The 17,787-nt window shown below is 63.5% G+C and carries 17 protein-coding genes; 8 read left to right on the forward strand and 9 right to left on the reverse strand.

What is annotated here, in order from left to right; translation table 11 throughout:
• Positions 1–81: 81 nt before the first annotated feature.
• From AB7C87_RS00915 to AB7C87_RS00940, 6 genes are all read right to left on the reverse strand, one after another.
• Positions 82–1,149 (reverse strand): ABC transporter permease, encoded by a 1,068-nt coding sequence (locus tag AB7C87_RS00915; protein WP_369727523.1) that lies wholly within the window; start codon positions 1,147–1,149, stop codon positions 82–84.
• Positions 1,146–2,393, reverse strand: a complete 1,248-nt coding sequence (locus AB7C87_RS00920) for an ABC transporter permease (protein WP_369727524.1) — start codon at positions 2,391–2,393, stop codon at positions 1,146–1,148. Before AB7C87_RS00920 ends, AB7C87_RS00915 begins: the two co-directional genes overlap by 4 nt.
• Positions 2,390–4,060 carry an ABC transporter ATP-binding protein gene (locus tag AB7C87_RS00925; protein ID WP_369727525.1) on the reverse strand — a complete coding sequence of 557 codons (1,671 nt, stop codon included), beginning with the start codon at positions 4,058–4,060 and terminating at the stop codon, positions 2,390–2,392. Before AB7C87_RS00925 ends, AB7C87_RS00920 begins: the two co-directional genes overlap by 4 nt.
• A 4-nt stretch (positions 4,061–4,064) precedes the next feature.
• Positions 4,065–5,120 (reverse strand): BMP family lipoprotein, encoded by a 1,056-nt coding sequence (locus AB7C87_RS00930; protein ID WP_369727526.1) that lies wholly within the window; start codon positions 5,118–5,120, stop codon positions 4,065–4,067.
• A gap of 156 nt (positions 5,121–5,276) precedes the next feature.
• A complete protein-coding gene (locus AB7C87_RS00935; RefSeq protein ID WP_369727527.1) occupies positions 5,277–6,662 on the reverse strand; it encodes a phosphopentomutase/phosphoglucosamine mutase in 1,386 nt (461 codons plus the stop codon).
• A 185-nt stretch (positions 6,663–6,847) separates the two neighbouring features.
• Positions 6,848–7,480, reverse strand: a complete 633-nt coding sequence (locus AB7C87_RS00940; RefSeq protein WP_369727528.1) for a MaoC family dehydratase — start codon at positions 7,478–7,480, stop codon at positions 6,848–6,850.
• Positions 7,481–7,883: 403 nt separating this feature from the next.
• Here AB7C87_RS00940 and AB7C87_RS00945 point away from each other — a divergent pair, with 403 nt between their 5' ends.
• From AB7C87_RS00945 to fabG, 5 genes are all read left to right on the forward strand, one after another.
• Positions 7,884–8,198 (forward strand): AbrB/MazE/SpoVT family DNA-binding domain-containing protein, encoded by a 315-nt coding sequence (locus tag AB7C87_RS00945; RefSeq protein WP_369727529.1) that lies wholly within the window; start codon positions 7,884–7,886, stop codon positions 8,196–8,198.
• Between the two features lie 2 nt (positions 8,199–8,200).
• Positions 8,201–8,686 (forward strand): hypothetical protein, encoded by a 486-nt coding sequence (locus AB7C87_RS00950; RefSeq protein WP_369727530.1) that lies wholly within the window; start codon positions 8,201–8,203, stop codon positions 8,684–8,686.
• A gap of 51 nt (positions 8,687–8,737) precedes the next feature.
• On the forward strand, positions 8,738–9,283 hold the full coding sequence (locus AB7C87_RS00955) for a poly(R)-hydroxyalkanoic acid synthase subunit PhaE (RefSeq protein WP_369727531.1): 546 nt from the start codon (positions 8,738–8,740) through the stop codon (positions 9,281–9,283).
• Positions 9,280–10,884: a class III poly(R)-hydroxyalkanoic acid synthase subunit PhaC gene (phaC, locus tag AB7C87_RS00960; protein ID WP_369727532.1), complete on the forward strand. Its 1,605-nt coding sequence runs from the start codon at positions 9,280–9,282 to the stop codon at positions 10,882–10,884. The genes AB7C87_RS00955 and phaC overlap by 4 nt, the downstream gene beginning before the upstream one ends.
• A 124-nt stretch (positions 10,885–11,008) precedes the next feature.
• Positions 11,009–11,752, forward strand: a complete 744-nt coding sequence (gene fabG / locus AB7C87_RS00965; protein ID WP_369727533.1) for a 3-oxoacyl-ACP reductase FabG — start codon at positions 11,009–11,011, stop codon at positions 11,750–11,752.
• A 113-nt stretch (positions 11,753–11,865) separates the two neighbouring features.
• On the opposite strand, the gene AB7C87_RS00970 is transcribed toward fabG, so the two are convergent.
• The 3 genes from AB7C87_RS00970 to AB7C87_RS00980 are packed head-to-tail and all read right to left on the reverse strand — an operon-like array spanning position 11,866 to position 14,914.
• Positions 11,866–12,900: an NAD(P)H-dependent flavin oxidoreductase gene (locus tag AB7C87_RS00970; RefSeq protein WP_369727534.1), complete on the reverse strand. Its 1,035-nt coding sequence runs from the start codon at positions 12,898–12,900 to the stop codon at positions 11,866–11,868.
• 57 nt (positions 12,901–12,957) lie between these two features.
• The gene (moaC, locus tag AB7C87_RS00975; protein WP_369727535.1) at positions 12,958–13,494 is read right to left on the reverse strand and encodes a cyclic pyranopterin monophosphate synthase MoaC; all 537 of its coding nucleotides are present in this window, start codon (positions 13,492–13,494) and stop codon (positions 12,958–12,960) included.
• The gene (locus tag AB7C87_RS00980; protein WP_369728367.1) at positions 13,487–14,914 is read right to left on the reverse strand and encodes an NAD(P)H-hydrate dehydratase; all 1,428 of its coding nucleotides are present in this window, start codon (positions 14,912–14,914) and stop codon (positions 13,487–13,489) included. Before AB7C87_RS00980 ends, moaC begins: the two co-directional genes overlap by 8 nt.
• A 138-nt stretch (positions 14,915–15,052) precedes the next feature.
• Here AB7C87_RS00980 and AB7C87_RS00985 point away from each other — a divergent pair, with 138 nt between their 5' ends.
• The 3 genes from AB7C87_RS00985 to AB7C87_RS00995 all read left to right on the forward strand — a co-directional run bounded on the left by AB7C87_RS00985 (position 15,053) and on the right by AB7C87_RS00995 (position 17,468).
• On the forward strand, positions 15,053–15,409 hold the full coding sequence (locus tag AB7C87_RS00985; protein ID WP_369727536.1) for a DUF7987 family protein: 357 nt from the start codon (positions 15,053–15,055) through the stop codon (positions 15,407–15,409).
• Positions 15,410–15,487: 78 nt separating this feature from the next.
• The gene (locus AB7C87_RS00990) at positions 15,488–15,973 is read left to right on the forward strand and encodes a hypothetical protein (protein WP_369727537.1); all 486 of its coding nucleotides are present in this window, start codon (positions 15,488–15,490) and stop codon (positions 15,971–15,973) included.
• A 448-nt stretch (positions 15,974–16,421) separates the two neighbouring features.
• A complete protein-coding gene (locus tag AB7C87_RS00995) occupies positions 16,422–17,468 on the forward strand; it encodes an ATP-binding protein (protein ID WP_369727538.1) in 1,047 nt (348 codons plus the stop codon).
• Positions 17,469–17,787: the final 319 nt, after the last annotated feature.

The raw sequence follows: 17,787 nt of genomic DNA on the forward strand, positions 1-17,787 counted from the left end.
GATGCGACGGGAACGTGCAAGAAAGCACCGCCCGGTGAGCCCACGCGACGACTCCGCCCCGACGAACGACGACTCGAGTCGTTACTCTTCGCCGGACTCGTAGTTATCGCCGGCCGCCTCGGGGAGAGTGGTGCGGCCGACGAAGACGAGGACGACGATCACCGTTAGGTACGGGATCGTCCGGATGAGTTCCGTCGGGACGGCGTAGCCGGCCCCCTGGAGCCGGAGCTGGAACGCGTCGAGTCCGGCAAAGAGGAACGAGCCGGCGAGCGCGCCGAGGGGGTGGTAGTTCGCGAACAGGTAGGTGGCGATCGCGATGAAGCCACGGCCCTGCATGTCGGTCTCGCCGCCGCCGGCGAAGGTGCCGAGCTGGCCGAGTGCGAAGCCGGCGCCGCCGAGGCCGGCGAAGATCCCCGAGAGGATGACGGCGGTATACCGAACTTTCCGGACGTCGACGCCGGCCGTATCGAGCGCCTTTGGGTTCTCGCCACTCGCGACGACCCACCGGCCGAAGCTCGTGTGCTTGAGCACGTACCAGCCGGCGAACGCCGCCACGAGCATGATCCAGACCTGTGGCGGGGTGTCGAACAACAGGTAGCCCACGACCGGCACGTCCGAGAGGACCGGAACCGTCACGTTCTGGAATCGACCGACGCCGTCCGTGTTGGGACTGCCGAAGACGATCCGCGAGACGAACGGCGCCAGCCCGAGTGCGATCAGCCAGACCGCGAGCCCGGCGATGATCTGGTCGGCTTTGTACTCGATACAGACGATCGCGAACAGCAACGCGAACAGCGTGCTCGCGAGCACGCCGGCGAGCAGTCCCCACCAGTGATGGGAGATGGCGAACGTCGACTCCCCGGATCCGAGCCAGTAGGTGACGACGATCGCACTGAACGCGGCGACGATGAGCAGTCCCTCGATACCGATGTTGATGACCCCGCTCTTTTCGGCGAAGATGCCGCCGATCGCGGCGAGTGCGATGGGTACCGCGAGACGGAGCGTCGCGGTGTGCGTACTCGGGCTGGCCGCGATCGAGAGCGAGACGCCGGCCCACGAGTCTGGGAAGACGAGCCCGACGACGATCCAGATCGCCGCGAGGCCGACGCCAGCCGAGAGGAGCGTTCGACGGGAGATGCCGTCGATCATCGGTTCTCACCTCCGTTTTCGCCGTCGATTCGACCGCCGTCGGCGCGAACCGGCTCGCTCGAGCCGACGTCGACGTAGCGCGTCCCGATCATGCGGAAGAACTCGGGCATCGCGACGAAGAGGATGATCAGCCCGCTCAGGATGCCGACGAGTTCCGGCGGGACGTCGGTGGCGGTGCTGATCGAGCGCGATCCGCTCTGGAGAACGCCGAACAAGAACGCCGCCGCACCGACCCCGAGGGGGTTGTTCCCCGCGAGGATCGAGACGGCGATACCGTCGAAGCCGAGCGCCGGCACGTTCTCGAGCCAGCGGCCGTGGACCATGAGGACCCAGAACGCCCCGCCGATACCGCCGAGTGCGCCCGAGAGCGTCATACTCGCGACGGTCATTCGTCTGGCGTCGACGCCGCTGTAGTCGGCCGCATCTGGCTGGACGCCGCTCGTTCGTAGCTCGTAGCCAAAGGAGGTACGGGCGAGCAACCAGGCGATCCCAATCATGAGCGCGACGGCGAATCCGAGTGCGAGCAGGGAGAAGTTCATTCGACCGCCGAACCCGACGAACGGGACGTTCGGAATCTCGGCGTACTCGGGGACGGGCGCTGTCTGGGGGTTGTTGCTGTTCGGATCCTGGAACTGCCACGACAGCAGGGTCGAGGTGATTCCGATTGCGACGAAGTTGAGCATGATTGTCGTGATGACCTCGTTCGCGCCGCCGTAGGCCTTGAGGGCGCCGGGAATCGCCCCGTAGAGTCCGCCCGCGGCCGCCCCGGCGAGTACGCCGATTGGAATGAGGACGACGGTTCCGAGGAAGCCTCCGGGAGTGATCGCCGCGGCGTAGAGTACGACGACTGCCGTTGCGAGTCCTCCAACGATTAGCTGGCCTTGAGTACCGATGTTGAACAGGCCGGCCCGAAACGCGACCGCAACCGACAGCCCGGTGAAGATCAACAGCGTCGTCTGCTGGAGTGTCGTCGCCAGACTGAAGTTCAACGGGTGGAAGCCGGCTTCGAGCGGGTGTCCGAGCGCACCCAGGAACAGTTCGTAGTAGACCTGCATCGGGTTGTAACAGAACGTCCAGGTGCCGACGTCGAGTCCGCTTCGACAGGAGGCGAATCCGCCCGAGACGAAGACGAGAACGGCGCCGACGAGGATCGAGGCGAGAAGCGCCGCGACGCTGACAGCGATCCGTTCGGCGACCGACGCGTGGACGAGTCGCTCGAGGAGCTGTTCGATGGACTCCCTCATGTTCGGTCACCTCCGTCACTGGGTTCGGTGCCGGGATTCGATGTTGGCGGGTCGGATTCGTCACTCGAGGCCGTTCGGTCGACATCCTCACTCGGCCGTTCACCGGCCATCAACAGACCGAGTTCCTCTTCGGTCACGTCGTCGGGATCGGTCACGTCGACGAACTCCCCCTCGTAGATCACCGCGAGGCGATCCGAGAGACTCCGGACCTCTTCGAGTTTCGATGAGACCAGCAGGATGGCGACGCCTTCCCGACGAAGCTCGAGCAGGCGATCGTGGATGAACTCCGTCGAGCCGACGTCGACGCCCCGGGTTGGGTGGGTCGCGACCACGAGGTCGGGGTCGCGTTCGAACTCTCGGCCCACGATGAACTTCTGCTGGTTCCCCCCCGACAGCGAGACGGCGTCGGCGTCCGCGTTCGGTGGTCGAACGTCGTACGTTTCGATGATCTCCTCGCTGTGTCCGCGGACGCGGTCCCAGTCGATCCGTCCCGAGCGGGCGAACGGTTCGGATCGCTGACTCCCGAGAACGCCGTTTTCGACCATGTCGAACGGCATGACGAGACCCCGGGCGTGTCGATCCTCTGGGATGTAGGCCATGCCGGCGTCGATTCGGTCGCGTCGTGACCAGGCGGTGACGTCCTCGCGATCGAACGAGACGGCCCCACGGTCCGGGCGGCGCAGGCCGGTGATCGCCTCGACCAACTCCGCTTGTCCGTTTCCGTCGACGCCGGCGATCCCCAGTATCTCGCCGGCACGCACCTCGAGGTCGACGGCGGAGACGACCTCGACGTCGCGTTCGTCCTCGACGACGAGATCGGACGTCGAGAGGACGACGTCGCCGCTCTCACGTGGTTCCACGTCGGTCTCCATGAGAACTTCGCGACCGACCATGTACTCCGCGAGCTCCTCACGAGTCGTTTTGCCAGGGTCGACCGTCCCGACCCCTTCCCCGTCCCGGAGGACGGTGATCTCGTCGGCCGCATGGGTCGCCTCGCCGAGTTTGTGGGTGATGAAGATGATCGTCTTCCCCTGGGCGGTCAGCTCCTCGAGGACGCCGTACAGCCCCTCGACCTCCTGTGGGGTGAGGACGGCGGTCGGCTCGTCGAGGATGAGGACGTCGGCGCCGCGATAGAGGGCCTTCAGGATCTCGACGCGTTGTTGGGCGCCGACGCTCAGATCCGAGACCGTCGCGGCCGGATCGACGTCGAAGCCGTACCGATCACAGAGGTCGTTGATCCGCCGATCGATCCGGTCGCGATCGACGGCGAGCCCGAACCACTTCCGGGGTTCGTTGCCGAGTGCGATGTTCTCGGCGACGGTCATCGGCTCGACCAGCATGAAGTGCTGGTGGATCATCCCGATGCCCGCGTCGATGGCGTCCCGCGGCGAGTCGAACGATCGCTCGCTCCCGTCGACGACGACGCGCCCCTCCGTCGGTTCGTAGAGTCCGTAGAGGACGTTCATCAGCGTCGTCTTTCCGGCACCGTTCTCCCCGAGGAGGGCGTGGACCGTCCCCCGTTCGACCGCGAGATCGACCTCGTCGTTCGCGACGACGCCCGGAAATCGCTTGGTGATTCCCTGGAGATGAACCGCGAGACCCGATTCCCCCTCGGCGGTCCCGTTTTCCGTCAGATCGTCCGTCGTCTCCGTTCCCGTCTCGGTCATACGGTTACGTCTCGTGTGGAACGTCGATGTCGCCGTCGACGATCGCCGCTCGGGATTCCTCGAGTTGGTCCGTCACGTCACTCGGTATCTCGTCACCGAGCGTATCGCCGTAGACGGCGCTGACTCCGTCCTCCTCGAGGCCGAGTTCTTCGATCTCGCCGCCCGCGAAGGTGTCATCGATGACTGCCTCCACGGCGGAGTAAACTGCGGTGTCGACCTGTTTGACCATGCTCGCGAGGATCACGTCGGCGTAGTCGGGCTCGGTCAGCGACTGGTCTGCGTCGACGCCGATCGCGAACCGATTTTCGGATTCTGCGGCCTGGAAGACGCCGACACCCGTCGCACCGGCCGCGTGGAAGACGATGTCGGCGTCCTGGTCCTGGTACATCGACAGCGCCGCTTCCTGTCCGCCGGCCGTGTCGTTGAAGTCGCCGACGTACGTCGAGACGACCTCCGCGTCGTCGTTGGCAAACTCGACCCCTGCGGTGTAGCCCGCCTCGAAGGACTCGATCAACGGCGACTCGACGCCGCCGACGAACCCGACCACGTCCGCGTCCGGGTTGGTTTCCCCGTCGCCGGCCGCGAACTCCTGGCTCGTCAGCAATCCGGCCATATGCCCGACCTGGAACGAGCCTTCCGGCTCGCCGAAGACGTAGCTTCGAACGTTGTCCTCCTCGACGACCGCGTCGATGATGATAAAGTTCTGATCCGAGTACTCCGCCGCGTTCCCCTCGAGGGCGTCTTCCTGGGCGAAGCCGATACAGCTGATGAGATCGTAATCGCCGGATTCGGCGAAATCACGCTGTGCACCGTCGAACTCGCCTTCAGTTTCCGGTTCGCTCTCGTCGAACGAGATGCCGAAGTCGTCCTGGGCGTTCATCACGCCCTGTTGAGCCATGTCGTTGAACGAGTTGTCGCCGAGGCCTCCGGTCGCGTACACCATCCCCACTTGGCCGTCGCCACCGCCTTCCTCATCGCCGAATCCGCCGACACAGCCGGCGATCGTGGTCAGTCCAGCAATTCCAGCACCCTTCAGTACCGTTCGCCTGTCGCGTGGCATGACACTGACTAGCGCGGACTACTGTTTTATATCCGTCGGATCGGCCGTTCATCGATTAATAGACGGTGTGAGAACGATGCCCTAAGTGTATAGACCGCGGTCGAACGGGGGATTTGGGTGCTCGAACGTCGAGTTTGTCGGCGGTTCGTGCGCTCCTCACGACCGCGTTCCGGCGTCGACGGCCGACTCGACGACCGTACTCGCGTCGTCGATCAGTTGGTCGACGTCCTCGCTTTCGGCGTATATTCGGACGTAGGGTTCGGTGCCGCTCGGACGGACGAGGACCCACGAGGCGTCCGGAAACTCGAGGCGAACGCCGTACTCCGTGTCGACGCTCGCGCCGGGGAAGGCGTCGGGGAGGTCGGTCTCGAGGGCGCCCATCGTCTCGGGTTTGTGGTCGTCCGGACAGTCGACGCTCACCTTCCGGTAGGGGCGTTCAGTCACCGGGTCACGGAGCGCCTCGGTGTCGCCGGCGTCGGCGACGAGTGCGCCGACGATCGCCGCGCTCGTGACACCGTCGATCCAGCCGCCGAATGCCGGATGAATGTGTTTCCAGGGTTCGGCGGCGAAGACGACCGCCGTCTCCTCCCCGCCGGCGGCCCGTTCGCGCGCGATTCCCTCGTGGAGCGCACCGAGTCGGATCCGTTCGACCCGACCGCCTTCGGCGCGGACCCGTTCGTCGATCCGCGCGGAGGCGTTCGGCGTGGTGACGACGACGGGATCGTCCGCGTCGCTCTCGGCCGTGTAGTGGGCGGCGACGACGGCGAGTACGGTGTCTTCGTGAATCACATCGCCGTCGGGCCCGAGTGCAACGAGCCGATCGGCGTCGCCGTCGTGGGCGAGGCCGAGGTCGAACGAGCCGGCCTCGAGAAACGCGGAGAAGTCCGCGAGCGTCTCCGGCGTGGGTTTGCTCTCGCGGGCGGGGAAGTGGCCGTCGACGGTCGCGTTCACCGCGACGACGTCGGCGCCGAGTCGTTCTAACACCTGTGGCGTCGCGAGCGCGCCGACCCCGTTGCCACAGTCGACGGCGACGGAGAGACCCGCGAGGAGCGAGCCGGAGCCGTCCTCGGCGTCGAACTGATCGCGGACGAACGCGGCGACCGCGTCCCGGTACTTCCCGAGCACCTCGAGCGCGCTCGAACGCCCCCACTCGTCCCACGCCGCAAGGACGGACTCGTCCGCGTCAACGGCCGTTTCGACCGCCCGTTCGGTTTCGCGGTCGTACTCCACGCCGTCGACGAACAGTTTGATGCCGTTGTCCGTCGGTGGGTTGTGACTCGCGGTGATCATCGCACCGCGTCGACCCCGAGAGGCAAACGCGAGCGCGGGCGTCGGAAGCTGACCCACGCGAACGACGTCCGCGCCGGCGCTCTCGAGTCCCGCCTCCATCGCCGCGGCGAGCGCGGGACCGGTTTCGCGACCGTCGCGCCCGACGACGAACGTCTCGCCGGGTTCGCCGGCGGCCCGTCCGACGGCGAGTGCGAGCGACGGTGTGATCTGCTCGACCGGCCCACGAATTCCTGCGGTCCCGAACAGCGTCATGTGGCCCGTTTCGGGAGGAGGTGTTTAGATACTGTCGGCTCGAGGCGCCGATGAGAGGCGACGAAGAGTGCAGTTGTTGGTGGAGGCGCCGATGAGAGGCGACGAGGAGATGCAACGTCGATGGCAACTTGGCCGCCGCCTCTCGGGAAAAGGTACGAGCCGCGCAAAATTCGGGTGCCGTTTGGTTACTCCTGGAACTCGTCGATCAGTACGACGGCTTCTCCGTCGATTACCTGCACGTCGTCGTCCTCGTTGCGGATCGTGGTCTCGAGGCGGTACTGGCCGTTGCCGAGGGATTCGACGATTTCGACGCGCGCGGAGACGCGGTCGTCGATACCGACGGGGGCGCTGAACTCGAGGTCCTGAGAGAGGTAGATCGTCAGGCCGGGAAGTCGGGCGAGGGCGGCACTGATGAGCCCAGAGACCAGCGTTCCGTGGGCGATTCGCTCGCCGAAGCGCGTCTCGCTTGCGAACCCCTCGTCCAGGTGGAGGCGGTTCGTGTCGCCGCTGATCTGGGCGAACGCTCGGACGTCCTCCTCGGAGAGGGTCTTCTCGAACGTAACGGTGTCGCCGACCTCGATATCGGACGGATCGTCGACGGTTCGATCGAACGACCAGTCGAGATCCGAGTAATCGATAGATGGGACGGAAGCGGGGGCCGAATCGCCGTTCGAGGTGGAGCCGGCGTTCACGGGAAACATCGCGGAGACGGCGGCCCGGTTAGCGGCGGTTGCACTCTGCAGGAAACTCTGGGTCATCGCCGTCCACGCGTTCGTCATGGCGGCAAAGTTGTTCCCCCCAGTGTTCTGGTGTGACATCTATCGGTGTTTAGGGAGCGGGATTTATCACTCTTTGGCTGGTTCGATTACCCAGTTTTACCAGTCAAGAGGTGGCGATCGATTTCCAGCGTAACTCCATCTTACCGGGTTCAGATGCGAGTAAGACTCGATTACGATCCACCGAAATGAGGGTCGGCTGATGGGGACTGTTCCGACGGATGACCACAGTCTCGACGAACGACATCGACTCGAGGAAGTCGCCGACTCGACCCCTTCGATGCGTAACACGGACATCGGTAAGCGACAGGAACCATCGATCCGACTGGATCGACCGGTCCGTCGAACTCCCTTCAATACCACACGAACCCTGTGATGGCAGACAATGGCATCAGATGGTATCTCGTGGAAAGGCTTATTAGGTCAGGGTTCGTTCACTCCAGTGATGACGGACGATTCCGACCGATCGCTCTGGTTTCCGCCGGCGATGTTCACGGAGCAGATGCAGGAGGCGGGCGAGCAGGTCGCCGAATCCCAGACGGAGATGATGAGACAGTTGATGCAGGCGGGGTCCGCGAATCCGCTCGAGGACGTCTCCGCCTTCGGTCCGATGAACATGGGAACGGCGACGTTCAAAGCTCGCGTCCAGAGCGGCGGTCGGGTCAGCATTCCCGGCCCCGAACGGGAAGCCCTCGACATCGAAGAGGGTGACATCGTCCAGACGATCGTCGTCCCCGTCAAACGCAACCGAGAGGAGTAATCATGACTCAGAACCCACTCACCGCAGTCTTCAACGCACAGCGTACCGCCGTCGAACAGTCCCAGACGCTCACCCACGACGCCCTCGAGGCTCAACGAACGTCGTTCAGCGCATTTAGCGACGCCCTCGAGACGTCGGGATCGCTCGTCGAGTCGAACGCCGAACTCGCCAAGGGCGCCGTCCACGCCTACTTCGACGCCCTCGAATCGACGTTCCCCGAAGAAGCCGGCGACTTCGACGACCTTCGTGAGTTCGTCGACGAGAGCGTCGACTCCACGACGGAGGCCCAGACGCAGTCGATCGAAGCCGCCATCGACACGCTCGAGGAGTCCGAGGTCGCCTACGACGAGTTCGCGGCCAACTACGCCGACGTCGTCGACACCTCCTTCGACACTTTCCTCGAGGCCCACGAGCAGGTCGAAGCGAACGTGACCGCCGTCGCCTCGAACGTCGAGGACGCCGCCGAAGAGTTCGACGTTTCGGCGTAAACCGTCGGGACAGCCCAGCCTTTTCACACCTACACCCCCTACAGTTATTCAATGTCAGACTCAGAACAGCCCCAGGCCCAGAACTGGAACGCGTTCGTCGAACAGTGGAACGAACAGTTCCTCGACGCCCTCGAGGACAACATGGAAGCACAGGCCCAGTTCGTCGAGAACTGGTCGGAAACCGTCGGTGAGGTAAGCGAGGACGAAGAGATCTCCGACGGCGTCGAGGGCTACGCTCGCGCCTACGAGACGTGGATGAACGCCTCCCAGCAGATGGTCGACCGGATGAACGACACGCTCGAGGGCGAAGACGTCGAACTCGAGGAGTTCCGCGACATCTGGCTCAATACGGCCAACGAGGCGTTCAAAGACGTCATGTCGACGACCGCGTTCGCCCGAATGACCGGCGAGACGGTCGGCGACGTCCTCGAACTGCAACAACAGGCCGACGAGGCCTCCGAGGAGACCCTGCGAACGCTCGGCTTCGCGACCGAATCCGGCGTCTTAGAGGTCGGCGATCGGCTCGTCGAACTCGAGCGGCGCCAACACGCCGTCGAGCGAAAACTCGACCGCGTCCTCGAGCACCTAGAAGAATGAAAAACCCCTACGCAACCGTCCTGGACATCCAGCGTCAGGCCTGGGAGGAGACGGCCGACCTGGCCGAGAAGACCCGCATCGCACCCGACCGCACCGAGACGATCGAGAACGTCGACGTCGGCCAGACGCCGAGTGAGGTCGTCTACGAGGAGAACAAGCTTCGATTGCTCCACTACGAGCCCAAGACCGAAGAGCAACACGACGTTCCGATCCTCGTCGTCTACGCGTTGATCAACAAGCCGTACATCCTCGACCTTCAGCCCGACCGATCGGTCGTCCAGACCTTACTCGAGGCCGGCTTCGATGTCTACCTGATCGACTGGGGCGAACCGTCGAAGCTCGATCGCTCCCTGGGGCTCGAAGACTACGTCACCCGCTACATCGACAACTGCGCCGACGTCGTCCGCGAGCGTTCGGACCAGGACGCGATCAACGTCCTCGGCTACTGTATGGGCGGGACGATGTCCGCGATGTACGCCGCGTTGTTCCCCGAGAAGGTCAAAAATCTCGCGCTGATGGCCGCGGGCCTGTGTTTCGCCGGCGACGGCGGCGTCCTCGAGTTGTGGGGCGCCGAGGAGTACTACGACCCCGAGACGGTCAGCGAGACGTTCGACAACGTTCCGGCCGAGTTTCTCGACGTCGGCTTCGCGCTGATGGATCCCGTCGCCAACAACGTGACGAAGTACGTTCGCTTCTACGACAACGTCGAGGACGAGGAGTTCGTCGAGAACTTCGCGCGCATGGAGCGGTGGCTCGACGAGGGAATCGACGTCGCGGGACGGGCCTACGAGCAGTTCATCACGGACATCTACCAGGAGAACAAACTCTACGAGAACGAACTCCACTTGAACGGCGAGCACGTCGACATCTCGAACATCGATATGCCCGTTCTCCAGATCGTCGCCGAGTACGATCACCTCATTCCGCCGGGAGCGTCGAAACCGTTCAACGACGGCATTCCGTCCGAGGATACCGAGATCATGGAGTTCGCGACGGGCCACATCGGGATGTCGGTCTCCTCGCGGAGCCACGCCGAACTCTGGCCCGACGTCTGTGAGTGGTTCGAGGAGCGCTCGAACGGGAAAAACGAGGCACAACGCGCCTCGGATAGTCGATCGGCCGCCGAGGGCGAACCCGACACGCCCGAACCCGAGGCCGAAGACGCCGCCCTCGCGGAGGACGTTGCCGGCGACGAGACCGGTGTCGACGACCTCGAGAGCCCTCACGCGACCGTCGATTCGAGTGGCGATCTCGACGCGGAGACCAGCGATCTTCACGGCGAGGATCGATCCGACGATGAGATCGCCGCACGCGGCGAATCGAACGTCGAAGAAGCGCCTGCTGAGCCCGGCGAGATGGCCGTCGACGAGGACGTCGTCGACGAGATCGCCGACGAGGGTGGAGAATCGGAGATCGAAGCCGGAACTGACGACCTGACCGAGATAAACGGCGTCGGGGAGGCGTACGCGGAAGACCTCGCCGGAGCCGGCATCGAGACGTTCGATCAACTCGCCGCCGCCGACGTCGCGGATCTGGCCGCGGAGACGGGTATCTCGCCGAACCGGGTCGAAGACTGGATCGAGCAGGCCGGAAACCGATAACCAATCGCGACCGGCTCGGGCAGACAGTTCTCGAAAGCTGGAATTTCCGTCGACGAGACGGATCGAATGGTAATTCGTTTCACAGGACGTTATTTACGATCGGAGAGTGAACGTTCACGCAACCATGTCCATGGAGGGACGAACGTGCGTCATCACCGGGTCGGCACGCGGTATCGGTCGGGGCATCGCCGAATATCTCGGAGAAGAAGGGGCGAACGTCGTCGTCAACTACCGATCCTCGGAGGGACCGGCACTCGAGGCGGTCGACGCGATCGAGACGGCGGGCGGAAACGCGGTCGCCGCACAGGCCGACGTGGCCGTTCGCGATGAGGTCGAGTATATGAGGGAAATATGTCACGAATCGTTCGGTCCCGCTGACGTCCTGGTCAACAACGCCGGGATCACGGCCGACGACCAGTTCACCGAGATGACTCGTGAGGAGTGGGACCGCGTGATGGACGTCAACCTGGGCGGGATGTTCAACTGTACACAAGAGTTCTACGACGACATCTGGAACGCCGAGGAAGGTCGGCTGATCAACATCTCGAGCGTCGTCGGCAAACAGGGGAACTTCGGGCAAGCCAACTACGCCGCGGCCAAAAGCGGCATGTTCGGGTTTACCCGAACGATCGCACTCGAACTCGCTCAGGGTGGCTCGACCGCCAACTGCGTCGCGCCCGGGTTCACTCGAACCGATATGGTCGAGGGCGTCCCCGACAAGGTGCTCGACCGAATCGTCGCCGGAATCCCCCTCGAGCGCCTCGCCGAAGTCGAAGACATCGCCGCAGTCGTTCGGTTTCTCGCGAGCGAGGACTCGTCGTACGTGACGGGAGAAGTGATCGACGTCAACGGCGGCATGGACCTCTGATCGAGGGGACCACGACGCCCTCGCCGCCCCCACTGCCCTCCCGTTTTGTCGCCGTCCCTGCTGTCCTCCCGTACATACTATCCACCCATTGCTCGCTTCCACCACTCTCCCGACTACGACCTCGGATCTGGTGGAACTCGAGTCTCGAGGCCTGCGACCGCTTCACGAAGTTCGGCGACGAGCGCCTCGAGAACCTCGTTCGCGGGTCCCGATTTCTCCACTAATCCGGTACACTGTCCGGCGTACAGTGCCATCTCCTCGACGTCACCATCGACGTCCGGCGTGGCAAGCGCTTCGTCGTAGCGCTCGATCGGTTCGCCAGTTCCGGTCGTCGCGACGACGTCGTCCTCGCCGGGTCGATTCCCCGGAGATGGATTCCCGCTGATCTCCCACCGCTCGAGCGTGTCGTTTTCCAGCACGCGGTGGGGCATACCCGGCCAGCCTTTGTCGTACACTGTCGTATACTGCGTGTCCGTCTCGTCGCTCTCGAGGACGCGATTTTGATACGTCTCGTGGATACCCGCCTCTTCGGTCGCGACGAAGCGTGTGCCCAGCCAGGCGCCGTCGGCGCCGAGCGCCAGCGCGGCCGCGATCCCGCGCCCGTCGGCGATCCCGCCCGCGGCTACGATCGGGACTTCGTCGCCGACGGCGTCTACAACGCGTGGGACGAGCGCCATCGTCGCCACTTCACTCTGGACGTGTCCGCCGGCCTCGCGTCCCTGTGTGACGACGACGTCGACGCCGGCGTCGACCGCATCGCGGGCGGCCGCGGCGCTGGCGACCGTCTGGAACGCGAGCGCGCCCGCCTCGTGTACCCGGTCGACGTAGGGCGCCGCGTCGCCAAAGGAGAAGGTGATGACGTCCGGGTCGGCGGAGAGGATCGCCTCGAGGTGATCGTCGGTGTCGACGATCGTGGTTCGGTCGTCGAGTGCGAGGTTGACCGCGAACGGTTCGTCGGTTCGCTCGCGGGTTTCCTGGATCACTCGAGCGGTCTCCTCGCAGTCGCGCCACGTCACTGCGAGGTGGCCGAGGCCGCCGGCGTTCGAGACGGCCGCGGCGAGTTCGGGATTCGTCGCGCTGCCGATTGGCGCCTGCACGATCGGGTACTCGATACCGACGGTCTCACTGAGGCCAGTGTGGATCGTCATTTCACGACACGATGGTTCGCATCACCGGTATATCACTTCCGGTGATTTCGCCCGACATCAGTCGTGTTTCCGGCGTTTTTCCTTCCTGTGCACCCGGACGTTCTCGATTCCGGTGTCGGGATACTGTCCGTCCTCGTCCTTCTCGACCGCTTTGACCATGTCCCAGACGACGTTCAGACCGGTGGTGACACCCTCGAGCGCCTCCATCTCACAACCCGTCTTGCCGGTGGTCTCGACGGCGACCTCGAGTTCGATTCGGTCTTCACCGAGGTCGAAGTCGGTGTCGACGTTCGTGATCGGTATCTGGTGGCACATCGGAATCGTCTCCCAGGTGTGTTTGACAGCCTGAATCGCGCCGATTCGGGCCGTCGCGAGCACGTCGCCCTTGCCGACCTCGTCCGCACGGATCGCCCCGACCGTCTCGGGCTGGAGTCGGATCTCGCCGACCGCGACCGCCCGGCGCTCGCTGTCCGGTTTGTCGCCGACGTCGACCATCTGGACGTCGCCCTCCTCGCTGGTGTGCGTGAGGTTCTTGGCGGCGTCGGTTCGCGGGTCCGGATTCGACCCCTCGGCGGAGGACGGCTCCTCAGACATCGCTTCCACCCCACAGGACCGCGGGAATCTCCTCGAGCAGGTCGGTCGCGAGATAGCCGTACCCCCCGTTCTCGGCGAGTCGTTCGCCGGCGAGACCGTTGACGTGTGCGCCCGCGGCCGCGGAGTCGAGCGGTTCCACGTGCTCCATCAACGCGGCGACGATTCCCGCCAGCGTATCGCCCGTTCCACCGACTTTCATCCCCGGCGTTCCCGAGCGACTGATCCGCGTCCGGTTGCCGTCCGTGATCACGTCGTCGGCTCCCTTCGCCAGAACGACGTGGTCCAGATCCGCCGCGAAGGCTTCGATTTCGTCAGCGACGTCGGCGAGCGAGTCAGCGTCCGGACCGCCCATCCGCTCGAGTTCGCCCCGGTTGGGCGTACAGACGAGCGTCGCGTCCGTGTCGACTTTGGGGACGACCGCAAGCGCATCCGCGTCGACGACCGCACGGCCAGTGTAGGACTCGAGAAATTGGCGAACGGCCTCGAGCGTCTCGTCGGCCGTGCCGAGGCCGGGGCCGAGCACGACGACGTTCTCGTAGCGTTCGGCGGTGTCCACCAGATCGTCGACCTGATCGGGCGTCAGCACCTCGCTCCCGTAGGGTTGAACGATCAGGTCCTCGCTGTAACCCTGGATCTCGCCCGTCACGGATTCGGGGGCGGCGACGAACGTCAGTTCCGCGCCCGCTCGTAACGCTGACTGGGCGGCGAGCGCTGGCGCGCCGGTGTACGGCCCGCCGCCGATAACGTAGGGCCGTCCTTCGCGGTCGGTCGGCCGGGCGAGAGAGACGTCGCCGGGACCGGCGAACCGCTCCGCCGCGGTCGGGATGCCGATATCCGCGACCGTCACCTCGGCCACCAGGTCCGCAAGACCGGGTTTCGCGTCGTGGAAGGTGACCACCCGGTCGGCTTCGACCCCGTTGTCGGCGTGGTCGCCCTCGTCGGCGTCGAAGCCGGAAGGGACGTCGACCGCGACGACGGTCGCGTCGGCGTCGTTGATCGCTCGAGCGGCGGTCGCCGCGGGTTCCCTGAGGTTGCCGCTGATCCCCGTCCCGAGCATCGCGTCGACGATCACGTCGGCCTCGGGGAGGTCGAAGGTCCGGGAGTCGGTCACCTCCCGAACGTCGTAGTCGGCACGCTCGAGGGCCTCCCAGTTTTCCCGGGCGATGTCGGTGCCGATGGTCTCGGCGCGCCCGAGCAGGAGGGTAGTGACGTCGTACTCCTCGAGAAACCGGACGGCGACGAACGCGTCCCCGCCGTTGTTTCCGCGCCCAGCGGCGATCGCCACGCTCGAACCCGGGTCCGCGACCGCTCGAACCGCGCGGGCGAGCGCGTGTCCACTCGACTCCATCAACTGTTTTCTCGGCACGCCGAGAGCCGCGGCGTTCTCGTCGACGGCGGCCATCCGCTCGCCAGTGATCATATCCGCGCCTTCGCCCGCCGTCGCGTTAAGCATGTGGGAGTCCGGTAGGGCGTCGGATCCTCGAGACGCGCCGACTGCTAACCGAATGTGCGTCCGACGTAACAATTATCTAATCATACCCTAAACACTCGCACAGAGATGGTTTCCCGCGAAAACCGCGTCCTCCTCGGTTCCCTGTTCCTGGTCTGGCTCGTCGTGACCGTCGTCGGCCTGACGGGCATCGGCGCAGAGAGTTCGGTGCTGGCCTTCGTCGTGCTGGCCGGGGTCGGAATCGTTCTCCCGCAACTGTACCTGGCCGCCACGGACGACGACGTCCCCGGCCGTCAGCGGGTTCGAATCGCCGCCGTTCTGGCGCTCGTGATCGCGATGCTCGGGTTCTCCGGCGCAGACCCGACCGAACGCCAGATCATCGCCGGCCTCGTGGCCACACTGCTGATCGCAGTCGTCGCCTACGAGTTCATCGCCGGATATCGGGGGACCGCCGCCGAACGGTAGCCGTCACTCGCTCGCTCATACCGGACGACGTCCTCCATCGAGCGATACACTCTCGGTTCGTCGGCTCCTCGTTCCGTCGTGAACGTCTTCTGGCTCGACGAAGACCCTCGACTCGCCGCCCGCTATCACTGCGATCAGCACGTCAACAAGCTGTTGCTCGAGGCCGCACAGGTACTCTGTACCGCCGCGCGCGAGAACGGCTACGAGGCCGACTTCCTCTACCAGTCGACCCACGTCGACCACCCCGTCACGCGGTGGGCGACCGAATCGCGGGGAAACTGGCTCCGACTGCGCGAGCACGCCGAGGCGCTCAACGCGGAGTTCGTCGAACGTTACGGGAAAACCGACGACCACGCGAGCTGGACGGTGATCGATCGGATCGATCCGGAGGAGATCGCGTTTCCAACCGACGCGCCGACGCCACGCCCGCAAGCCATGCCCGTGCAGTATCGGCGACCGGACGATCCCGTCGGTGCGTATCGGGCCTATTACGCCGGCGAAAAGGCAGAATGGGCCGAATGGCGCCACACCGACGAACCGCCGTGGCTCGAGGAGCGTCCGTAGCTCGAGTGGCGGGGTGCGATAACCGAACACGCCGAGTCACCCAACACTCCATCCTGGAACAACCCCGGGCCGCGATGTCGAGCTGATGCCGGCCGCGGTGGCGGGCCCGGTTCGAGTGGTCGATCGCTCGCTGCTTTGCGATCGACCGGTAAAGATACATCGTAGTTTGTGTCAGTCCCCCACGTATTATTCCGACACAGTCGGTGCCACGGTGACTCGAGGATCGTTTTCCTGGTACTAAACCACGGGTGCCAATACAGTGGCCATTGTACGTTATTACACACCTGATCGCCAGACAGATCGGCGATCAGTGTGTACCTCGTTTCAGTTGTTCCTATAGAAGGACGAGCACACGTGTTAATTCACCGTTCACTAATGCAGATTGTCACTGCACCAAATATATTTGGGAGTGTGACTATACGACGTGAATCCACATATAATGAATACTATGGATACAAAAAACGTTAAAATTCCGCCAATATTGGAAAATATGAATATCGCTATTACGTTACACGACCCGGAATCAGGAGACGTTCTGGACGTGAACGAGCAATTAGAAGAACTGTACGGATACTCCAAAGAGGAACTTCAGGCGATGTCCGTCGAAGACTATACAGCACCTTCGACGAAATTCACCCAAGAGAAGGCCATCCGTCGAATTCGAGCAGCCGCAAGTGGCACTCCCCAGAGATTTGAATGGCAGATCGAGCGCACAAATGGGGAGTATCGCTGGGTCGACGTTCACCTCACTCAGACCTCATTGGATGGGGACTGGTACGTTCTCGCAGAGATAAACGACGTTACCGAATACAGAGCCCGCGAACAGCTTCTCCGGCTCTTAAACCGAGTTATCCGTCACAATCTTCGTAACGACATGAACATTCTGGTGGGGTATGCGGATCGGATCAAAACAGCCATCGAAAACGAACAAGTCGAAGAAGAGATAGAGACGATCCTGAATATTGCGATGGATGTTGGGACGTTGAGTGAATCACTCAATCAAATTGAAAACGTGGTCAAATCAAACGCGACTCAGCGCGAACCCACTAACCTTCGAAATGTCGTCCAAAATCACGTAGCACAAGCCCAGAATCGACACCCATCGGTAGATATAGAAACAAACCTTCACACGGGAGTGTGGGTCAGTGCGGACAAAAGCCTGGAATATGCGATCGAAAACGCGATCGAAAACGCAATCGAGCACAATGACCAGGATTCTCCCGAGGTCACGGTAACCGCAACGGAGGATTTCGAACACGATCAAGGTCGGATTTGTATTGCCGATAACGGCCCCAAAATTCCCGACGTCGAAGTTGCCGTCTTAGGCGATGGATCCAAAGCGGATAGTACGTATCATGGATCCGGTGTCGGTCTCTGGATTATGAAGTGGTGTGTCGATTCACTCGGCGGTGAGCTAGCGTTCGAAACGAACGAACCACGCGGGAACGTCGTCAAAATTGACCTGCCAAAAATCAGACATAGTGCTGACGATTGAGGCGTTCCCGACCCAGAAATAGTACGTTCTCTCGTAGTTGTTTTCATCTCGTCCTACCCGTTCGTCACTCAGACAGTCGCCATTGAACGTCATTACACACCTGATCGCCAGACGAAAAGCGCGGTTCGGAGTGTGCGCGGTTCGGAGCGTGCGCGGTTCGGAGCGAGTGAAACGAGCGAGAACCGCGGAAAAGCGAGCGGGGAACGCAGTGACCCGTGAGCTCGGCGGTCAGTGTGTGAATCGTTTCAGTTGTTACTATCGTTCAACTCTCGCCATTTTGGGTTCGCCTTTCACATCTGCTTTCCGAGATGTAGCCCTC

The sequence above is a fragment of the Natrarchaeobius versutus genome (genome assembly GCF_041205745.1).
Classification (GTDB): domain Archaea; phylum Halobacteriota; class Halobacteria; order Halobacteriales; family Natrialbaceae; genus Natrarchaeobius; species Natrarchaeobius versutus.